15 protein-coding genes and 3 pseudogenes are annotated in these 18,081 nt (G+C 51.3%); 8 read left to right on the top strand and 10 right to left on the bottom strand.

Features of this window, described 5'->3' with window-relative positions:
* Position 1: 1 nt before the first annotated feature.
* Positions 2–1,084: pseudogene (locus tag HMPREF1487_RS19380) on the bottom strand (IS630 family transposase).
* A gap of 76 nt (positions 1,085–1,160) precedes the next feature.
* Positions 1,161–2,011: pseudogene (locus HMPREF1487_RS26855) on the bottom strand (IS5 family transposase).
* 145 nt (positions 2,012–2,156) lie between these two features.
* On the opposite strand from HMPREF1487_RS26855, the gene HMPREF1487_RS27795 reads away from it, so the two are divergent.
* Positions 2,157–2,372, top strand: a complete 216-nt coding sequence (locus HMPREF1487_RS27795; RefSeq protein ID WP_010798408.1) for a hypothetical protein — start codon at positions 2,157–2,159, stop codon at positions 2,370–2,372.
* A 334-nt stretch (positions 2,373–2,706) separates the two neighbouring features.
* Here HMPREF1487_RS27795 and HMPREF1487_RS19365 read toward each other — a convergent pair.
* A pseudogene (locus tag HMPREF1487_RS19365) lies at positions 2,707–3,246 on the bottom strand (tripartite tricarboxylate transporter substrate-binding protein); the annotation flags it as partial.
* 823 nt (positions 3,247–4,069) lie between these two features.
* Between HMPREF1487_RS19365 and HMPREF1487_RS19360 the strand changes: the two are divergent.
* On the top strand, positions 4,070–4,258 hold the full coding sequence (locus tag HMPREF1487_RS19360) for a hypothetical protein (protein ID WP_010798406.1): 189 nt from the start codon (positions 4,070–4,072) through the stop codon (positions 4,256–4,258).
* Positions 4,259–4,400: 142 nt separating this feature from the next.
* A complete protein-coding gene (locus HMPREF1487_RS19355) occupies positions 4,401–4,745 on the top strand; it encodes a hypothetical protein (protein ID WP_019365581.1) in 345 nt (114 codons plus the stop codon).
* Between the two features lie 61 nt (positions 4,746–4,806).
* On the opposite strand, the gene HMPREF1487_RS19350 is transcribed toward HMPREF1487_RS19355, so the two are convergent.
* The 4 genes from HMPREF1487_RS19350 to HMPREF1487_RS19330 form a co-directional block, all read right to left on the bottom strand.
* The gene (locus HMPREF1487_RS19350) at positions 4,807–5,031 is read right to left on the bottom strand and encodes a hypothetical protein (RefSeq protein WP_010798404.1); all 225 of its coding nucleotides are present in this window, start codon (positions 5,029–5,031) and stop codon (positions 4,807–4,809) included.
* Positions 5,032–5,620: 589 nt separating this feature from the next.
* Positions 5,621–6,100, bottom strand: a complete 480-nt coding sequence (gene ssb, locus HMPREF1487_RS19345) for a single-stranded DNA-binding protein (protein WP_010798402.1) — start codon at positions 6,098–6,100, stop codon at positions 5,621–5,623.
* A gap of 1,227 nt (positions 6,101–7,327) precedes the next feature.
* Positions 7,328–8,539, bottom strand: a complete 1,212-nt coding sequence (locus tag HMPREF1487_RS19335) for an MFS transporter (protein ID WP_010798400.1) — start codon at positions 8,537–8,539, stop codon at positions 7,328–7,330.
* Positions 8,540–8,560: 21 nt separating this feature from the next.
* Positions 8,561–9,751 carry an MFS transporter gene (locus HMPREF1487_RS19330; RefSeq protein WP_010798399.1) on the bottom strand — a complete coding sequence of 397 codons (1,191 nt, stop codon included), beginning with the start codon at positions 9,749–9,751 and terminating at the stop codon, positions 8,561–8,563.
* 606 nt (positions 9,752–10,357) lie between these two features.
* On the opposite strand from HMPREF1487_RS19330, the gene HMPREF1487_RS19325 reads away from it, so the two are divergent.
* The 5 genes from HMPREF1487_RS19325 to HMPREF1487_RS19305 are packed head-to-tail and all read left to right on the top strand — an operon-like array spanning position 10,358 to position 14,525.
* Positions 10,358–10,792: a type IV pilin protein gene (locus HMPREF1487_RS19325; protein ID WP_010798397.1), complete on the top strand. Its 435-nt coding sequence runs from the start codon at positions 10,358–10,360 to the stop codon at positions 10,790–10,792.
* The gene (locus HMPREF1487_RS19320; protein WP_010798396.1) at positions 10,786–11,280 is read left to right on the top strand and encodes a pilus assembly FimT family protein; all 495 of its coding nucleotides are present in this window, start codon (positions 10,786–10,788) and stop codon (positions 11,278–11,280) included. The genes HMPREF1487_RS19325 and HMPREF1487_RS19320 overlap by 7 nt, the downstream gene beginning before the upstream one ends.
* The gene (locus tag HMPREF1487_RS19315) at positions 11,255–11,677 is read left to right on the top strand and encodes a type IV pilus modification PilV family protein (protein WP_010798395.1); all 423 of its coding nucleotides are present in this window, start codon (positions 11,255–11,257) and stop codon (positions 11,675–11,677) included. The genes HMPREF1487_RS19320 and HMPREF1487_RS19315 overlap by 26 nt, the downstream gene beginning before the upstream one ends.
* On the top strand, positions 11,674–12,396 hold the full coding sequence (locus HMPREF1487_RS19310; RefSeq protein ID WP_010798394.1) for a PilW family protein: 723 nt from the start codon (positions 11,674–11,676) through the stop codon (positions 12,394–12,396). Before HMPREF1487_RS19315 ends, HMPREF1487_RS19310 begins: the two co-directional genes overlap by 4 nt.
* Positions 12,372–14,525, top strand: a complete 2,154-nt coding sequence (locus tag HMPREF1487_RS19305; protein ID WP_125912933.1) for an autotransporter outer membrane beta-barrel domain-containing protein — start codon at positions 12,372–12,374, stop codon at positions 14,523–14,525. The genes HMPREF1487_RS19310 and HMPREF1487_RS19305 overlap by 25 nt, the downstream gene beginning before the upstream one ends.
* Here HMPREF1487_RS19305 and HMPREF1487_RS19300 read toward each other — a convergent pair.
* From HMPREF1487_RS19300 to xthA, 3 genes are all read right to left on the bottom strand, one after another.
* Positions 14,516–15,550 (bottom strand): TerC family protein, encoded by a 1,035-nt coding sequence (locus tag HMPREF1487_RS19300; RefSeq protein ID WP_010798392.1) that lies wholly within the window; start codon positions 15,548–15,550, stop codon positions 14,516–14,518. The two genes, HMPREF1487_RS19305 and HMPREF1487_RS19300, sit on opposite strands and share 10 nt — an antisense overlap.
* A 123-nt stretch (positions 15,551–15,673) precedes the next feature.
* Complete coding sequence (locus tag HMPREF1487_RS19295) at positions 15,674–17,050, bottom strand: phosphate ABC transporter substrate-binding/OmpA family protein (RefSeq protein ID WP_010798391.1); 1,377 nt, start codon at positions 17,048–17,050, stop codon at positions 15,674–15,676.
* A gap of 130 nt (positions 17,051–17,180) precedes the next feature.
* Positions 17,181–17,993 carry an exodeoxyribonuclease III gene (gene xthA / locus HMPREF1487_RS19290; protein ID WP_037030271.1) on the bottom strand — a complete coding sequence of 271 codons (813 nt, stop codon included), beginning with the start codon at positions 17,991–17,993 and terminating at the stop codon, positions 17,181–17,183.
* Positions 17,994–18,081 lie beyond the last annotated feature (88 nt).

The raw sequence follows: 18,081 nt of genomic DNA, 5'->3' as shown, positions 1-18,081 counted from the left end.
ATTAGTTCCTACGAAAAGCTCGTGCTGCCCGACCTACCGAAGCCAGGATTTCACCAGCGCTCCTACTCCAGCGGACGGGCCTCGGGTTCTGGTTGTAAGTAGCCAGGTAATGGTTAATAGACTTCTCAAGATCGCTTACGCTGGTATGTGATTGCCGCTTGATCCATCTCTGGCTAAGGGTCGAGAAATAGCGTTCTACCAGGTTTAGCCAGGAAGCCGAGGTTGGGGTGAAATGCACCTGATAACGAGGGTGTGCGGCTAGCCAGGCCTTTACCTGATCGGTCTTATGCACCGCATAGTTGTCCATGATCAAGTGAACCGGTAGGTCCGTACAGATCTCTTCATCAATAGCCTTCAAGAACTCCACAAACTCAGCGCTACGATGACGACGCTTGAGACGCCCGATCACTTCGCCTGTGGCAACATCCAGCGCAGCAAACAAGGACGTTGTGCCAAAGCGCTAATAATCATGTGCTCGAGTTACCGGATGGCCTGATGTCAAAGGCAGACCTGGCTGGGTTCGATCCAGGGCCTGGATCTGGCTTTTCTCATCGATACACAGCACCAGAGCCTTATCCGGTGGGTTCAGGTATAGCCCAACGATGTCATGAACTTTATCAACGAAGGCCGGATCGGTTGAGGGTTTGAACGTCTGCTCAAGGTGAGGCTTAAGGCCAAAGGCTCGCCAGATACGTTGCACACTGGCCATGGAAATATCGGTAGCCTTGCTCATGCGGCGCGAACTCCAGTGGCTGGCATCCTCAGGCTTGGTTTGCCGGACCCGATCAACAACCTCCTGAACCTTCTCGTCACTGATACTGCGGGGTCGCCCAGATCTGGGCTCATCATTAAGCCCCTCAAGTCCCCACTGTGAGAAGCGAAGACGCCACCGCGATACGGTCTGAGCGGTAATACCCAGGCGCCTGGCAATCGATGAGCCAGGTTCACCGCTAGCGTAAGAAAGGATGATTTCAGCGCGTAGTTTTGAATCCGCAGGACCTTTACGCTGAGCCCTACGACGGCTGAGCTCGGCATGTTCTTGCCTGGTTAGTGTGATCTGTACAGCGGGACGGCCTGTTCTCATCGCATGCCTCCTCGACTCAGCTTTGAGCATTCACTCTGCAGACCATATTTGTGCTTGGTAGTTGTGATTCACCACACTAGGGTTTGTCTGAAAAGTCGGCACGCATGCATCGTTCGATACAGGCCAGCGTTACCATGGCCTTGAAGCTGTTAGCCAGCTTATCAAAGCGAGTACAGAGCCGACGCCTCTCCTTTAACCAACCGAATAGCCGTTCGATCACGTTACGCTGTTGATACTTGGGTCTATCAAACAGGCGAGGCAGACCTGGCCGAGGTTTGCGGTGCGTCGTGCGCTGGGCAATCACCGGCTGCATACCGAAGCGGTCGCAATAGCGGCGCACCCCTTCACTATCGTAGCCCTTGTCCGCGATCACTGTCCGGCAACGCTTGCGTGGTCTGCCCTGAGAGCCAGGAAGACGCACCTGATCCAGTAACGGAATAAAGTTGCGCGAATCGGCCTGCTGACCAGGCGAGAGGGTAAAGCTCAGCGGATAACCATTGGTATCGCAGATTAGGTGAATCTTGGTACCTAACCCACCCCGGCTGCGTCCCAGGCAGTGATCTACAGGTTCGTCCGGCCCCTTTTTTCCGCCTCCTGCCGCAGCACGGGTAGCTCGAATGGTCGTGGAGTCTACCATCCAGGTATCCAGATCGATAAAGCCACCCTGGCGAAGCCGCAGATGCAGACGAGTCAATACGCGCTCAAACGTGCCGTCGTCCCGCCATTGGCGAAAATGCTGATAGACCGTTTTCCAAGGGCCGTAGCGTTCGGGTAGATCACGCCATTTGGCGCCGGAGCAAAAGATTCAGAACATACCATTGAGCATCTGTCGATCATCCCGGCGAGGACGGCCCATGGCCTGGGAGGAGAAGCGATGTCTTCAATCAATGCCCAGCGCTGACTCGAAAGCTCGTAGCGACCTGTCATGTCTGCCTCCGCTTGCCATAACGGCATTAAGCTAACAAACGCGACTTTTTAGACAAACCCTAGGAAAGAAACGCCGTAGAGCCTCTCGCCTTGCACTTATTGGCCATGTTGAGGGTCCCACTTAGTCCAGACAGGAGGATCCAAAATGAAACGAGCAGCATGGGTGACGAGTATCTTATTCGGGGCATTGTTGGCGACTGGCTGTGTACCGTGGGGCAAAGATCAAGGGGGCGGAGATGTCAGTCCGCAGGAGCAAGGTGGTGCGGCAGGTGGAGCTGGAGGTGCGGGCAGCGGTATGGGCGGCACTGGCGGGGTGGGCGGATCTTCATCCGGCTCGGGCGGCGGATCAGGCAGTCGCTGAGTTTATTCCTTCACAAGAGAAATAATGTTTGGAAGCAGCGCCTTATACACTGGTACGAAGCACGCAGTGATATGGCCTGCTTCGAAGAGAGTATTCATAAGTGCTAACTCAGCTTGTTGAAACCCGACCGATGAGTCGGGTTTCGCTTTCGTATCAAGCTGGTCTTCACGTTGTCTAAGCTTATGTGCCTGCTGATTGTGCAGATAGGCCCTTAAACAGGCTGCCGAAGCGTTGCTAGTTAAGTTCAGAATCTATCCGTTGTGGCGCTTAGGCGCTATTGCTTAGCTTGCTTATACCTAATTCTGTTATGAGCTTACCGGAATAACCATTTTCATCAGTGATGCGTTGTTTGAGTTTGCTCGGGTGAAAGAGAAGCCTGAGTAAGCAGATAACGCTTTTGCAATTCCTGATAGTCCTGGGTCTGCTGCATACGGGCTACTTTATTAAAAAGGTCGGAAATCGTTGGGTCTGGTGTATTAGCTGACACGAACCATCCAATCCAGCCATTTATATCCATCGGCATATCTTGCTCAGTAAAGGTTTTGACGGCCGGCCAGTTAGGAATGCGATCTTTGCTGGTTACAGTAAGAGCGTGTACCTTTCCTTCTGCTCTACGGCTGTTAACCTGTCCGCATACAAATATCGTGGCGGCCAATCCTCCTTCGAGTAGGTCGCCGATAATAGCTGTGGTGTGACTGTATGTTTGCATGCGCAGAGCAATTTCTTCTTCGCAGCCCAACATCAAGCCTGCCAGATGACTTTGAGACCCATACAGAGCTATACCTACATCTCGGAAGTGTGGTTTTTTGCTAACCCAGTCGACATAGGCACCCACGCTCTGGATAGACTGCGGAACTGCTGGCCCTACAGCAAGAGCATAAGTGTAGTCCCTAACAAGGCGAGGGGCGTAAAGTCGTTGATCGGGTCATATTCGATCGAGTCATAAACATTGGGAAGTAGGCTCATTGAGGCTGAAACGGCTTGGAGAATAGTTGTGCCGTCTGGTGTTGCCTGCTTGGCTAGTGCGACTAGCCAAACGTGTGTTCTGCTCACTGATGATCTGCAAGCAGTACTCAAATGGAGCTTGTTTGGAGAAAACAGGCTATAAGCGCTCAGCCATTTCGGTACTGAATGCTTCTTTTGGCTGACCAGTTTTACATTGCTGGACTTCTGGGCTTCCAAGGAAGTTAATGAAGCACCTAGAAGGGCGACCCAGATCCATACAAAAAATGTCTTCGACTGATGATGACGTGGCTCTTGTACTGACCGATGAATACTCAGAGGCAAGCGCTAGGGCTGCTGGTATTTCAGGGTAGTTCGAGCTATTGAATACGCTAATTGGTAGCGCGTTAAAATACTCTTAAATTACTTTCAGACGTAATTATGCATTTTGTCTGTATTCTAAATAAGAATTATTTGTATTTCTGAAGCGCCGATGCGTAACTTTGATGGTGGGATATACAAAGCCTTTCCTGCACATCGACAACTCTGCCGCAATAGTCGGTTAAGCAGTACTTTATTTGGTGTAAAATAGAGAGTATCGAAAGAAACGCGCGCTATCCTGATCGATAACCAGCGATCTTGAAATCGGTACTGAGTGTCGGGTTGTGTTTTCGATCACTCAAATCTTGAGTATCCTTACACGTTTAACGTTGTAGTTCGCTCTGTACGGAATAGTCTGGAGCGGCTGAGTGTATATGGGAAAATGGATCAACCTGAAGCGCAATCTCCAGATAGAGGGGTGGGCGTTTTTATTGGCGTTTGGCTGTATTTTCTTTGGATTCAGGCACAGTTACTGGCTGTGGATGCTGGTCCCGTTGTGTCTAGGGTTGGGTGTTGATTGGCATCGACTGATGCCAGACAAAGATCCTGAAGAACTACCGTGACACTTAGCCAATCTGACGCGGCCGCACCAATACTGTTGATGCAGCTTTCATTCGAACATCTTTCTTGACGTTAATTGATCGAGACGGCTCCAGAGGTTCTGGATTCGTATTTAATCAATGGAGCGGTTTAGCCGGGGTAGGCATGAAGCGTTTAGTAGTAGTTATCAGCCTTGCTTTAACAGGTTGCGCTGGGGTTGGCGATATTGAAAAGGTACAGCCTTCTCTAGCGGGAAGATCAAATAAAGATCCAGATGCCTTTATGGAGTGCCTGATGACAGACCTGTCTGTCAATCAGTCAAAAGTTATTATTGAGAGGAAGGGAAGTAGTATCAAGGCCCTGGTTCCTCAAGGGTTGGCCTCGCCAGCTCCGGCACTGGTTATTGCTGACAAGACTTCGCATGGGACTAAAGTCGTCCTGCGAGACGGCAAGGCGAATAATCCCTTTCCTTTTGCTGGAATCAGAAGCACCGTATCAGGCTGCTTGTAAATAGCGATCATTAAGCCTTTTAAAAACAAAGCTCCACATGCAGTGGAGCTTTGTTTTACGGTCAGCGATAACGACGATGAGAAACATCGAAATCTGTTTTCGCCGTCAGGCTCATGTCAACACTGCGTTGGTCGTTGACATTGGCCGCTAATAACATGTCAGCCGATGGCCTACACTGCTCAAGACAGGAGTCTCCATCATACGCCCACCATACTGTCATACTGAAAGCGGCAAGAAATAGCCAGCTCAGCAAATTACCGGTCTCTACTTTTGACGACTCGTTCATAACGTTTCGCTCCATGAATACGCTAAGGATGATGGCATTTTGGTGCCGCTCTCTTTTTACTCTTAACGTTTGAAGTTGGCTAGTGCTTGTTTAACAATTAACAGCGTCTTTTAAAAATATGTGGAACAGCTTGAGTTAGTTGCGTAGCTAACTTCTCATAAGTGCTTTGCCTAATAGATTGCACGAAAGAGGAAGGGGCTCTAGGTGTGACTAATGTTAACTCTTAACTATCACTAACTGGATACAAAATCAGCCAAGCCTAATACAGAAATAACCCCTGCATAAAAAAGCAGTGCGTAAGCAAAACTTGTCCAGATGAGTCGACGGCGAAGTTGTATGCGGGTCATAAAGCATTCCTTGCTGAGTAGAGATAGAGCGGAAGCGTGAGTCAGCTGGGCGACAAAACGAAGTGATGAAGCTGATCTGCCAGCTATGACCATAAAAATTTAAAAGCGCTGCACAGTGGGCGAAAAAAATTAGCTCAAAAGGTGAATGACACATCATTCACCGCCTGAGAAGCGATGTGCGTATGCCCTGAAGAACTGAGAGCCAGCCATCACATGGCAGAAGAAAAGGCGCCTAAGCGCCTTTAGAAGGGAATATCATCATCGAAGCTGTCGTAGTCTGGAGCCGGCTGGGTTGAGGGCTGCGGCTGTGTAGGCCTACGGGCTTGCCCAGAGGGTTGTTTGCCGGATTGTTGGTTACTCGATGGTTCGTTATCCCCTCGGCCGCCAAGCAGTTGCATGGTACCGCTTATGTCGACGATAACTTCAGTCGTGTAGCGGTCTTGCCCGTCTTGGCCCTGCCACTTTCGTGTGCGTAATGTACCCTCTACGTAAACCTGTGACCCTTTGCGAAGGTATTCGGCGGCTATCTCGGCCAGCCGGCCAAAAAAGACGACCCGATGCCACTCGGTTCGTTCTTGCAACTGACCACTCTGTTTGTCCTTCCAGCTTTCGCTGGTTGCAAGGGTGATATTGGTGATGGGGTTACCATTGGGCGTATAGCGGATTTCGGGATCGGCACCTACATTGCCAATGAGAATAACCTTGTTGATACCTCTAGCCATTCGAAACCTCACAGTCAGCACTAGGGCTGCGGTCTTTTGTATACATTACTGATGTCCATACGTATAAGCCGACTATTTTAGTTTGCCCATCGATACGTTCAATCATTCCTGAAAACTGAAGTTGAGAGTTGCTCAGTAAGCTGACATCTAAACGGTCAGAAGCGTGCTTTATAATTAACTTACGCGCTAGTTATAAATTTCCGAAGTTCTAGGTCGTGCTTTACAGATATGGGGTCGAGAGGGTTAAAAACAATATCAATTGTTTGGGTTGTATGGACCGCTTGTCGCTTTTTCAAGTGTTTAGATCGTAGAGTAAGAAATATAAGCTGGCGTTTTTCAGGTCATTAATGAAATTACGAAGCCCTAATATGAATTTATATAGAAAATTCCATTTCTAAAAAACATGGGCATTAAGCGGGTGCCTGATGTAGGGGCTTTTTCAAGACAAGCAGCCTAGGCGTAAGCTTTATTAATGGCTTAAGTGCGGAAGGGGTTGTTATTAATCACTTGGATATGGGAGCCATGCTCTGTTGGCTCCTTATGGCACCAGCGGCAAAGCTTTTAGACTAGTGGCCATTTGATAGCGTCTGGTGATTGTATAATGGGCTCTCCTGGATCGACGTAGCGTTGAATGCTTTGAGTCTGATATTCATTTCAGCTTTGGGATAGGAGGCCGTTAAATTGACATTGAGTCAACGTTTCGGCTTACCCGATAAGATTGTCCCGGTTGTTTGTATGGCCAGGCATCTTCAAAGGAGTCATTAATTGTCTTTTATTCGTGTTGGGCTCTATGGGTTTTAGACTTTTTGCCATGCCTGTATTAGTGCTGTTGGTAGGCCAGGCTGTTTCGATCGTTCTTTTCGTTTGGGCGGGTAACGTTGAAGCGCTAGTGCTTTTGGATCTAGCGATTACTGCCAAGCTGATTAGCTTGATGATGTGGTTGGTAAGTTTGTCGATAGGTCTGTCGTGGCTGTTAACACGCCTCCAAAAACTGCTGCGCTGGAAAAAAGGAAGGCTGCATGGAGGGTGTATCCATTGTGAGGGCTTGTTAAGCCATCACGATGATGAGCACGGGTTCTACAGTAAGTGCTTGATGTGTAATGCGAGGCATTATTGATAATATCTTGCTAACTTGGCCCGAAGCTTTTACGCCATAGGTTGTTAGTGTGTGCTGAACGAAAGTATCCAGCTGACATGCGTATCAGCTGGCTAATTTCATCTGTAAGCCTAGCTTGGCCGATCCTGCCTGGCGTTAGGTGTTTCCATAGCACGCTGCGCCTGTTTGAAAAGATAAAGACACAGCAGAAGGCCGGCTAGAGACATTATTGCAGCAAAGAGATAAATGGAGTTGAAGCCAAACGCATTGGCAATGCTGCCGGCTACGGGGCCGGTAATTCCGAGCGACATGTCTAGGCACAGTGAGTAGGCACCTAGCGCAGCGCTTCTGTTAGTGGCGGGGACCTTTACAATGGCCTCTACACCCAGGGCGGGATAAACAAGCGAGAGGCCAAAGCCTGCTAACGCGGCTCCTGCCATGGCCATGCCGGGTGAAACGGCTAGCCACAGAAGCAGCAGACCTAGTGTTTCCACGATAAAGCAGGCAATGGCGACGGGGTAGCCGCCGAAGCGGTTGACTGTTCCTGCAAATAAAAGACGGGCGCAAATGAACGCAGCACCAAATGCGGTCAGGCTATAGGCAGCGTTAGGCCAGCCATGGCTGCCGTAGTACAGCGTAATGAACGTCGCGATGGTGCCAAAGCCAATCGAGCTTAACAGTAGACCCAATCCATAAGGACTGATGCGCCAGAAGACGCGAAGAAAGGGGAGGCGCTCGCCAGGAATGACAGGAGCTGGCTCTTTATTCCAGGCCAGGGCCAAGCCGATGGCGGCCAGTAAAACAATGCTTACACCCAGGCTCCAGAGTCCCAGGCTGCTTACCATGGCAACGCCTAGCGGAGCACCAATGGCCAAGGCGCCGTAGGCTGCGATCCCGTTCCAGGAAATCACCTTGCTGACGTGCTGCATCCCAACACTGCCCATGCCCCAGCTCAGCGAGCCTGTACCAATCAGTGCCTGGGCGCATCCTAGAAAGACTCGCCCTATGATAAGCAGCACCAGGCTTGCAACCTGAAAGTCCTGTAGCAGAGTTGAGATGAAAGTCAGGATGCCACAGATGCCGCAGCCAAACAGCCCTGCGATTACGCCTTTCTTGGGGCCGATGCTATCAGCAATCTTGCCTGCAATCGGGCGCGTAAACAGGGTGGCGATGTATTGGATGCTGATGGTCAGGCCTGCCATGACCGACCCAAAGCCCAGGGTGTCATGGACATATCCGGGCAGGATGGCAAGCGGTAGACCAATGGCCAGAAACGTCAAAAAGCTGAAAACGACGATTGAGGCGATACGCAAGGTAATGGCAACGGATTCTGAAGCGTTCATCAGTAGGTAAGGCCTCCCGGCTCAGACGTTAGGATTCCGTTTTAGCAGCGTGATACTCAATGCCAAGCCCATTAACGACGCCAGGGCTGCGCTTAGGAACATGATGGAATAGCCAAAGTTCGCTGCAATGGCCCCAATCAATGGACCCGTGATACCTAATGAGAGATCAATGAAAACTGAGTAGGCGCCCAGCGCCGAGCCTCGGTTCGCGGCTGGCACCAGCCGGACGGCCTCGACACCCAGTGCAGGAAATACCAGGGAAAAGCCAAATCCGGTCAGGGCTGCGCCTGCAAGCGCAAGGAAGGGTGTCGAGGCCTGCCAGAGCATCAGTAATCCGAACGTCTCAACGGTCAGGCAGACAATCGCTACCCGAAATCCGCCTAGTCGATTGATGGCATTGGCAAACAAGAGGCGTGCACAGATGAAGAAAAAGCCGAATACGCTTAGGCAAAAGGCTGCGTTGTCCCAATGACGGCTGCTGTAGAAGAGTGTGATGAAGGTTGCGATGGTTCCAAACCCGATTCCGCCTAGGGCAAGGCCCATGCCATACGGAGCAACCCGCCCCAGCACATTGAGAAAGGGCATGCGTTTACCAGGCACAATTGCAATGGCAGGTTTAGGTCTGGCCAGGTAGAAGCCTAGCAGGGCAAGCAAAAGAATGCTGACACCCATGCTCCATAGGCCCAGACCATTGACCAGCATGACGCCCAAGGGTGCGCCAACGGCCAAGGCCCCATAGCTGGCGATGCCATTCCAGGAAATGACCTTGGCCGTATGCGCTGCACCGGTACGACCAATCGCCCAACTGATGGCTCCCGTGCCTACAAGACTTTCCGAACAGCCCAGGATAAGGCGTCCTGCCAGCAAACACCCTAAGCTGATTGAGGGTGCGTTCTGCAAAAGCGTAGATGCCAGCATGAGTATTCCACTTACGCCACATCCAGCCATGCCATAAATGACGGCTTGCTTGGCGCCTATGGTATCGATGACTTTACCAGCATGGGATCGTGAGAGAAGCGTAGCGAGATATTGACTGCTAATGACGAGTCCGGCGACGACCGAGTTGAACCCCAACTGGTCGTGCACATATTTGGGCAGGACCGCAAGTGGAATCCCGATGGTCAGATAAGCAAGGAAAGTAAAGAGGACAGTTGAAACGACTACAAGCGTAATTGCAAAAGGTCGCTGTGATTGGGACTCGGTGTTCGACATGGACAACAAAAGCGTTCCTGAATGTTTGAACTGTTTATTGGATCATTAGCTAAGCATCCAATAAAGCGATATTACCGTGTAGACGCTGCTGAGCAGGGTTTCGTTACGTAAGCCACTGCATGAGGTATTTGCCGTATTAAAGCGTTATCGGATGAGAGGCCTAAAAAGCTATACCTCATTTCAGAACACAGATTAAAAAAATAAAGTAATTTCTAGGATTGTCTAATTTATACAGATTAATCAGCTACTTAATTAATAAAGTTAAAGCTAACAGTAAGTATGTGATTGAGGAAAGGGTCCTTCTGGCTAGACTGTTTTCTGGCAGCGTCTTCCGCTTCGCTAGCTTTGCGCCAGAATATTGTCATCAACGACTTGCCTCATGGCGCTTTACCAGCTTCTCTTATCGTATATGCATAAAGTTTGAAGGTGCTCTGGCCCTTTATTGATGCTGTGTCCAGCCTGAAGCAGAACAACAGTTTGCTTAGCTGGCACAGCATTTGAATAGGTATTGGTAGTTGGCTGTATAACGATCAACGGTTCAGGGAAAGTCCGAACACTGTTCGGAATTATCGTGCATGGACGTTAAAGAGACGTAGGTTCAAACACATGCATAAGCATATCGATACTCGCCGCAGCGGCGGTTTTACACTTATCGAAATTCTGATTGTGGTCGCCATAGTCGGCATCCTGGCGGCTATCGCGGTTCCGTCCTACAGCTCGTATGTCACTCGCAGCCAGATCAAGACAGCGCAGGGCGACCTTGTGGCGCTTGGACTTAATATGGAGAACGTGCGGCAGCGTACCCTGAAATATTCCTCTGCGCCGGTTACAGCGACCACAGCTGCCACAGAGGCGCTGTTCAATGGCAAATGGCAGCCTGCTCAGGGTGCGGATTTCGAATACATGATCACTCAAGTCACCGATACGGCCTATACGGTATCTGCCCGTGGCAAGAGTGCCAAGTTGAGCACCTGTACACTTACATTGACAAGCAAGAACGAACGTACCGCGACCGGGTGCCCAGGAGTGACATCATGGTAAAACAGGCCAAGGGTTTCACCCTGATCGAACTAATGGTCACGTTGGCTGTGATGAGTATTCTTTTGATGGCAGGCGTTCCCTTGACTCAGGGATGGTTGAACAGTGCTCATCAGCGTGATGCTGCCAGTGTTCTTCAACAGGGAATTGCGCGGGCCAAGGCGATGGCATTGAGGAACCCGGCGGGCGTCGTCGGAGCGGATAAACCTGCTGCCTTGCTCTGTTTGAACGACACTTCCTTGGTGCTGGCCCAGCCAGTTGCCGGGCAAAGCGCCTTTAACTGCGGGCAGGTGGGTAATGCCCAGGTTGTATGGAGCAGTGCGCTACCCAAACAAGTTACCATCGAGTCCGACAACAAGTCCTTCCAGTGCGTCGCATTGGATAACCGAGCGCTACCTTTCCAAAGTAGCCCGTCGGGACTTGATTGCGCCACGGTGGATCTGGCAGTGAAGGCGGGTCGAGAAGATGCGCTTCCGATCACCATTATCTAATGGCAGGTCTTGTCAGCGCGGTGATACGCTGATCGAGGCCCTGGTGGGTGTCTTGCTGATGTCAATCATAGGCATCGGCATGATTCATATCGCCACGCGTATTCAGCAGACGCAAACAGACCTGCATATCCAGAACTATATCGTGGTGCAAATGCGCAACCTGCTGCATGTCTATGGAACAACGCTCTGTCCAGGTAATAGCGCCAATAGCAAAGCCATTGTCTATTCACCCATTGATGGTTCCCCATTTCCACTGGATGTGGAATGCACGACGACGTCGGGTGCTATTTCGCTGGGTGGACGCACGGTAGATGCGTCTCCTCAACACGTTATGCTACAGACCCGTGCCATGGATCAGGAGGTATTTGGTCTGCCCATTCAGGTGGGCGATCTGTGACAGGCAGTCGTCAAAGGGGATTCAACCTGATCAGCCTCATGATAGGCATGGTCATTTCGCTGATTACCATACTGGCGATGTTGTCGCTATACCGGACCCTGGTAGGTGTAAGTGTAGAGTCGGCAAGCCTGGCTAAGGTGGAGGGGCAGAAAGCCTCGGGACTTTTGACTGCACAGATCGCTTTGCAACAGGCAGGGTTTGGTTTGCCGGTAACTGGTACCAAGCGACCTCAACTAGGTACGGATCTGGTCTTCATCCGTGATGCAGTGCTGTCCAAGGCAGACGAAAACAATGTGCGCAAATTATCGGGTGGAACGGTAATCGATTTTACCAAAGCGGACCCGATTAAAGGGTCGTTGGGAAACGCGATTATCTGGGGCTTCAATGCCAGCACCATTACGGCTGCTCCGATCGCGGATGCCTATCAATGCAGCGGTCTGGTCTCGACTTCCTCAGGGCTTGTACTGCTCAAACCCATGAAGTGCACAAGTGCGAAGGTGTGGGCATCGCTGGATTGGATCACGGCTGACCTGATCAACGAGATGGGCAGCGATACACAGGGCGCCTATATGCAAGTGGTCGAAGCGACATGTTGGCCTTTTAGTACAAATGAAGGGGTTCATGCGGTACAGGTGCGTTTTCCCGTATTGGATCTGGAACCGCAGCCTGAGCCGCTGACGATTAGTTTTACCACGTGCCTGTCGAATTTCGCGCCATGATTAGCTTTCCGGCTCGCCAAAGAGGTATCGCCTCACTGATGGTCATTCTGCTGACTGGAATGACGCTGACCATTGCAGCGCTAGGCATGATGTACATGGTGCAAGGCACGCAGGAGCGGCAGCTGGCGGTTCATGCAACAACGCCAGCCCAGTTGAAGGCCTGGACAGGCGTGGAGCTGCTGAGGCAATTTTTGACAAACCGATCTACAAACGATCTGGAGGCGCTTGCAGCGGGAGAAATTGCTGTGGGTGGAACTGAAGGATTACGGGTAGAGCTATTGTCCAAGACTAAGCCCAAAAGCGATCAGTACCGCATAGTAGCTAATGTTACGGGTAGAGCAGCCGACTCAACTGCCATCGTACAAGCGATTTTTGAGGTCAATCCGCTGGACTACACCTCAACGGGTACAGGCCCGACGACTGGAGCTGCTTCTGGTGCGACCGGTCCCTCAAGTCCTGCATCAGTACCGCCTCTCATCCGAATTAGTACAGATCTCAACCTTAATGGGTCTGTCAGCTTCGAAGGGCCGCAACAGGCCAATATAAGTGTCAAAGGAAAGGTCAATCTTTCTGGTAATGTCACGGGTCTGGATGCAATCAGTTCAACAGATGATATTACGGTTGGCAGCTCGGTCTCTGTCAGTTCATTGACGACAAACGGCAACGTGACGCTGGAAGGAAACGCTTCGGCACTAACCGTCTCAGCTATCAAGAACGTAACTCTAACCGGAAATGCCAGCGCGGGAACGGTTACCGCCAATGGCACGCTTAATATGGCTGGGCGTCAGATTTCGACAGCGAACGTAACCGGGAATGTCAATATAAGCAGTGGCGCTATCACGACACTCAATAGTCAAGCAGACGTTTTTTGGACAAGTAAGGATTCATCCAGAGAAATCAATACCAATGGTAAGGTTACGTATTCCGGTTCCAATAACGGTACGGCTGTGGCAGCCATTGGCGATGTACGAATTGATGACGGCACGGTCCAGACGGTTAGAACTCAGGGTAATACGCTAATAGATCGAGGAGAGATAACTAGCCGCCTCGATGGACAAGGCGCTTTGACCGCAAGTACTGCTGTTGTTGCAAGCGGAACAATTGGCGGTGCGTTCACGGTAGATAAAAATTCCAAGGTAAACGTAGTACGGACTATTAATTATCAGGTCAATGTACCGCGCGTTACTGTTCAAACTGTGAAAGAAACAGTAGTGCAGACGAGTAAGGTAGACGCTTATCAACTTCGTTCCAACGCCAATTATGTATTCCAACTCTCATCCACTGGGCAGCGACAGGTAACTGTCCAGGGTGTGGGTGGTATTGCTAATGGTGTTTATCTCTTGGGAAATTACCCGGATGCCGGCGGAAGAGGTTACCGTGATTTTCTTTGTAACGAAGTTAATGCTCAGGGTATGTGTACCGCTCCGCTTCAGCCTAATAAGACGATATGTCAGGGCGCAACTACATTTAATGGCTGCATAACTTACAGAGATGGCTTGTGGTCGCTTTCTGGCTGGAGCCTTGCGCCAGGCGTCCTATGGTTTCAAGGGGATGTTCAAGCTGGGAGCGGTGTTTATTACAACAGCATTATTGCGACGGGCAACATAGCAACTACCGCCAAAAATAAAACTATCGCTGTCAATTATGCTGGCTTTGATCCGATTTGTAGAAATACGCGACGCGCAGAAGACAACGTTCCGGCCAGCCTGGATTTGGCTGGACTCTATCCTTTGAATCTTTGTGATATAGCAAAAGGTCTTTATAAGCCCTCTGCTGTAGGAAACGTGGCGCTGCTAGCGGGGGGTTACCTCAACGGCACTTTCTCTGGGGGGACGGTCACTTTGGGAGCCAGTAACGATGTTTATGGCAGCGTAGTGGCGGGTAATAACGTTGTGACAACCGGGAACACACGGGTCCACGGTACGATTACGTCTGCCGCTCAAGGCGGAGGCGTTCAACAACTTGGAGGCTCAACCACGATTGATACCACAGCGTGGCCTTCCACCTTTTCTCCCGAGCAGGCCCCCGGTAATGCGCCGGAAGGCTCTGGTACGACAAACAGTGGCGCTATGTATGATATTGGTCGGGCTCAGCCTACGGTCCAGATTCTTTGGACCCGTTATTTATGATCCCCCCAAGAGCCGGAGTTGTTTTTAGAGGTGCCTGTCTTTAAGTGCTCGGCGTGTCCGCGGGTCTTGAACAACGACAACACGATACCACCAGCCAGCAGACTAAAGGTCACACCCAGTGATAGCGGTGCCGGGACTGGGCCAATGAGGGAGTGCGCAAAGATCTTGGCCCCGATGAAAATGAGCACCAACGCCAACGCATATTTTAAATAGGCGAATCGGCTGATCATGGCAGCCAAGGCAAAGTAGAGCGCTCGAAGGCCCAAAATGGCACAAATGTTTGATGTGTAAACGATAAAAGGCTCCTGGGTGATCGAGAAGATGGCCGGAACGCTATCCACCGCAAAAACCAGGTCCGCCATTTCGATGAGTATCAACGCCAAGAGAAGCGGAGTGGCGTAGACCAGGGGCTTGCTGAAGCCTTCCTTTTCCTTGCGTATCAGAAAGCGATCACCATGAAGCTGGTCCGTCACGCGGATATGCTTGCGCAAGAAGCGCAGCATGGGATTTTGGGCCAGGTCGGGCTGGTCGTCGTGGCGGCTGAAGAGCATTTTGATTCCTGAGATCAATAGGAACGCGCCAAATACATAAAGGATCCAATCGAAGCGTTGTACCAGCGCAGCGCCAACGCCAATCATGATGGCACGCATGACAATGGCGCCGAGTACACCCCAGAACAGGACTTCATGCTGGTATTTACGCGGAATTTGAAAAAAGCTGAAGATCAGCGCCATGACAAAGACGTTATCCATCGAAAGCGACTGTTCGACCAGATAGCCTGTGTAATATTCAAGGGCGCGAGTGGCACCAAATTCGTACCAGATCCATCCACCAAAGGCGATCCCGAACGAGATGTAGCCTGCCGACATCAACAGGCTCTCCTTGATGCCTATTTCGTGATGATTGCGCTGCAGGACACCCAGATCGAAGATCAGAAGCAAGAGTACGATGATAAGAAAGCTCAGCCACAGCCAAGCGGCGGCGCCCATGAAGGGCGTAGTCAGAAAATCAAATGCGTCGGGCATGATCGATCCTGTCGATGTCGTTAGGTGACTCCGACATGGCGATCGGGTGATCGTCAGAGGGGCCCGGCGTCACACCTCCATAGAGGTAGGGTTGAATCTAACAAAGCGGTTGGCTTCGTCATCTCAATAGACCCACACTTCTACGCGCCGGTTCTTCATCCGGCCTTCATCACTATTGGCTGCTACAGGCAAGGCATCGCCCAGCCCTACGATGTCATGGAACATCACGCCACCCTTGTTCAGCTCCCGCCGTACGGCCATGGCGCGTAGCTTGGAGAGCAGCTCGGCTCGCTTCAAGTCTTCCTTTGTATCGCTAAAGCCAATCAGTGCTACCTTCTTGTCGAGCTTGTCATTTTCTCTGAGGTAGGTCATCAGACGTTCGATATCGAGGTTGGCCTTGTTGTCCAGCGTGGCGCTACCCTCAGCGAAGCGAAAATTGACCGAAAGGCGCTGCGCATGGTCGGCAAGCTGACGATAAAACGCTGGCGCATCTGCCGGCACGGCGGGCTGGACCGCTAGCACTTCTTGAGCCACGAATCCGCTCTTGCTGACCCATCTTTGCCCCTCCGAACTTTGAGCGTAGCGGATGAAGGCATTTACCCACGGATTTTTCTCGTCGGGTTTGTTATAGAGGAACAGACGACGTGAGAGGGGATAGTCCTCTGTAGCAACGGTGGTAACCGTTGGGGGGAGGGCTAGCGCCGATCCGTCAGAGATCGATACGGTTTTTGCCTTGCCTACAGCAGCCAGTCCGACAAAGCCGATTCCATATGGATCCTGGCTGATAGCGTCGGATAGCTCGTCATTGGATTCGAAACGCGTAGCTGTAGGCGAAAGGCTTTTGCCATGAGAGGACATGACCAGTTCTTTGAAGGTATCAAAGGTGCCTGATTGGTCATCTCTCGCATACAAGTGAACAGGACCTAGTGAACCCCCAATGTCTTTCCAATTCTTCACATCGCCTGAAAAGAGTCGGGCCAACTCATCGGTTGAAAGCGTGGTCAATGGGTTCGCCGCGTTCAGGATGATAGCGATGCCATCAATACCAATGACATGCTCGGATCCGGCATCTCGTGCATTACCCAAGCGCTTGAGCTCGAGTGCCACGCTGTCCTTGATAGGACGTGAGGCAGCAGCGATATCGGTATCGCCATGAATAAGATCGGCAAAGCCGGTACTCGATCCATGCGCCGCCATATCGATGCGAACCTGATCACCGTTGGCGCGTCTGCCAATAATGATATGTTCGTTTTCATGACTGCCAGTCCGGCTGTTTATGGTCTTGAACCCATGTGTTTTGAGAAAGCCTTCGACCATGAGCGGGGAAAGCTGAGCGCCGATGGTGTTGGAGCCATGGATACTCAATACCGGTTTGCCATCTGTGCGAAGCGGTAATGGCTGCGCCGCGGTCGACCATGATGAGACGGTGCAAACGATGCCGAGAAGCGCGCCGGCAAGAAGACGGCTCCAAAGGTTGGAATCCTGACGGGCGGAATTCATATTCCTACAGCTACCCTGGAAATGAGACGCGGGCAGCATAAAAGGGAAAAATGACGAAAACATTACAACGGCAGCTTTTTGCCACTATTGCGTTGTGAGGTGGCCTGCTTGAGCAGACCACTGTATCGCGTCAGGTCAGCTCAACCCAGATAGGGGCATGGTCTGAGGGCTTTTCCATGGCACGGATGTCATAGTCAATACCGGCGTCTTTGAGGCGAGGCTGAGCACCTTGCGAGGCCAGGATCAGATCGATGCGAAGACCCCGCTTGGGCTCCGCTTCAAATCCTTTGCTACGGTAATCAAACCAGCTGAAACGATCCGCAACAATAGGGTTGAGGTGGCGGAAGCTATCAACCAGCCCCCAGTTCTTGAGCTTGGCCAGCCACTCGCGCTCCTCGGGTAGAAAGCTGCACTTGCCGGTACGTAACCAGCGCTTGGCATTATCGGCACCAATGCCGATATCGCAGTCTTCAGGTGAGATATTGAAATCGCCCATTAGCAGCAGCGGTGTGTTGGTGGAGTAGCGCTGTTCGAGAAGCTGCTGCAGGTCTGCATAGAACTTGGTCTTGGCAGGGAACTTGACGGGATGGTCCCGGCTTTCGCCCTGCGGAAAATAGCCGTTCATAATGACGACCGGCTGGTTGTTATGGTCGGCATAAACGCCATAGATGAAACGTTTTTGGGACTCTTCGCCGTCGTTGGGGAAGCCCTTGTGGATCTCCAGCGGTGCCTGGCGCGAAAGCAGTGCTACGCCATAGTGACCTTTCTGCCCGTGATAGTGAACGTGATAGCCCAACGCCTCGATATCAGCCAGCGGGAACTGGTCATCCGAGACCTTGGTTTCCTGAAGCCCGATAACATCGGGTGCGTGACGTTCGATCAAGGCAGCCAGCTGATGAGGACGTGCTCGCAAGCCATTGATATTAAAGCAAACAATCTTCATGGGCGAAGAAGACTCTCGGTAAAATGGCCATCCTAGCGTATAGAACGGCTTCATGACGAGCCTGCTTCGCTGGTATAGCCGATGAACG

The organism is Pseudomonas sp. HPB0071, from assembly GCF_000478505.2.
GTDB classification, from domain to species: domain Bacteria; phylum Pseudomonadota; class Gammaproteobacteria; order Pseudomonadales; family Pseudomonadaceae; genus Chryseomonas; species Chryseomonas luteola.
This window is presented reverse-complemented; position numbering and strand designations above follow the sequence as displayed.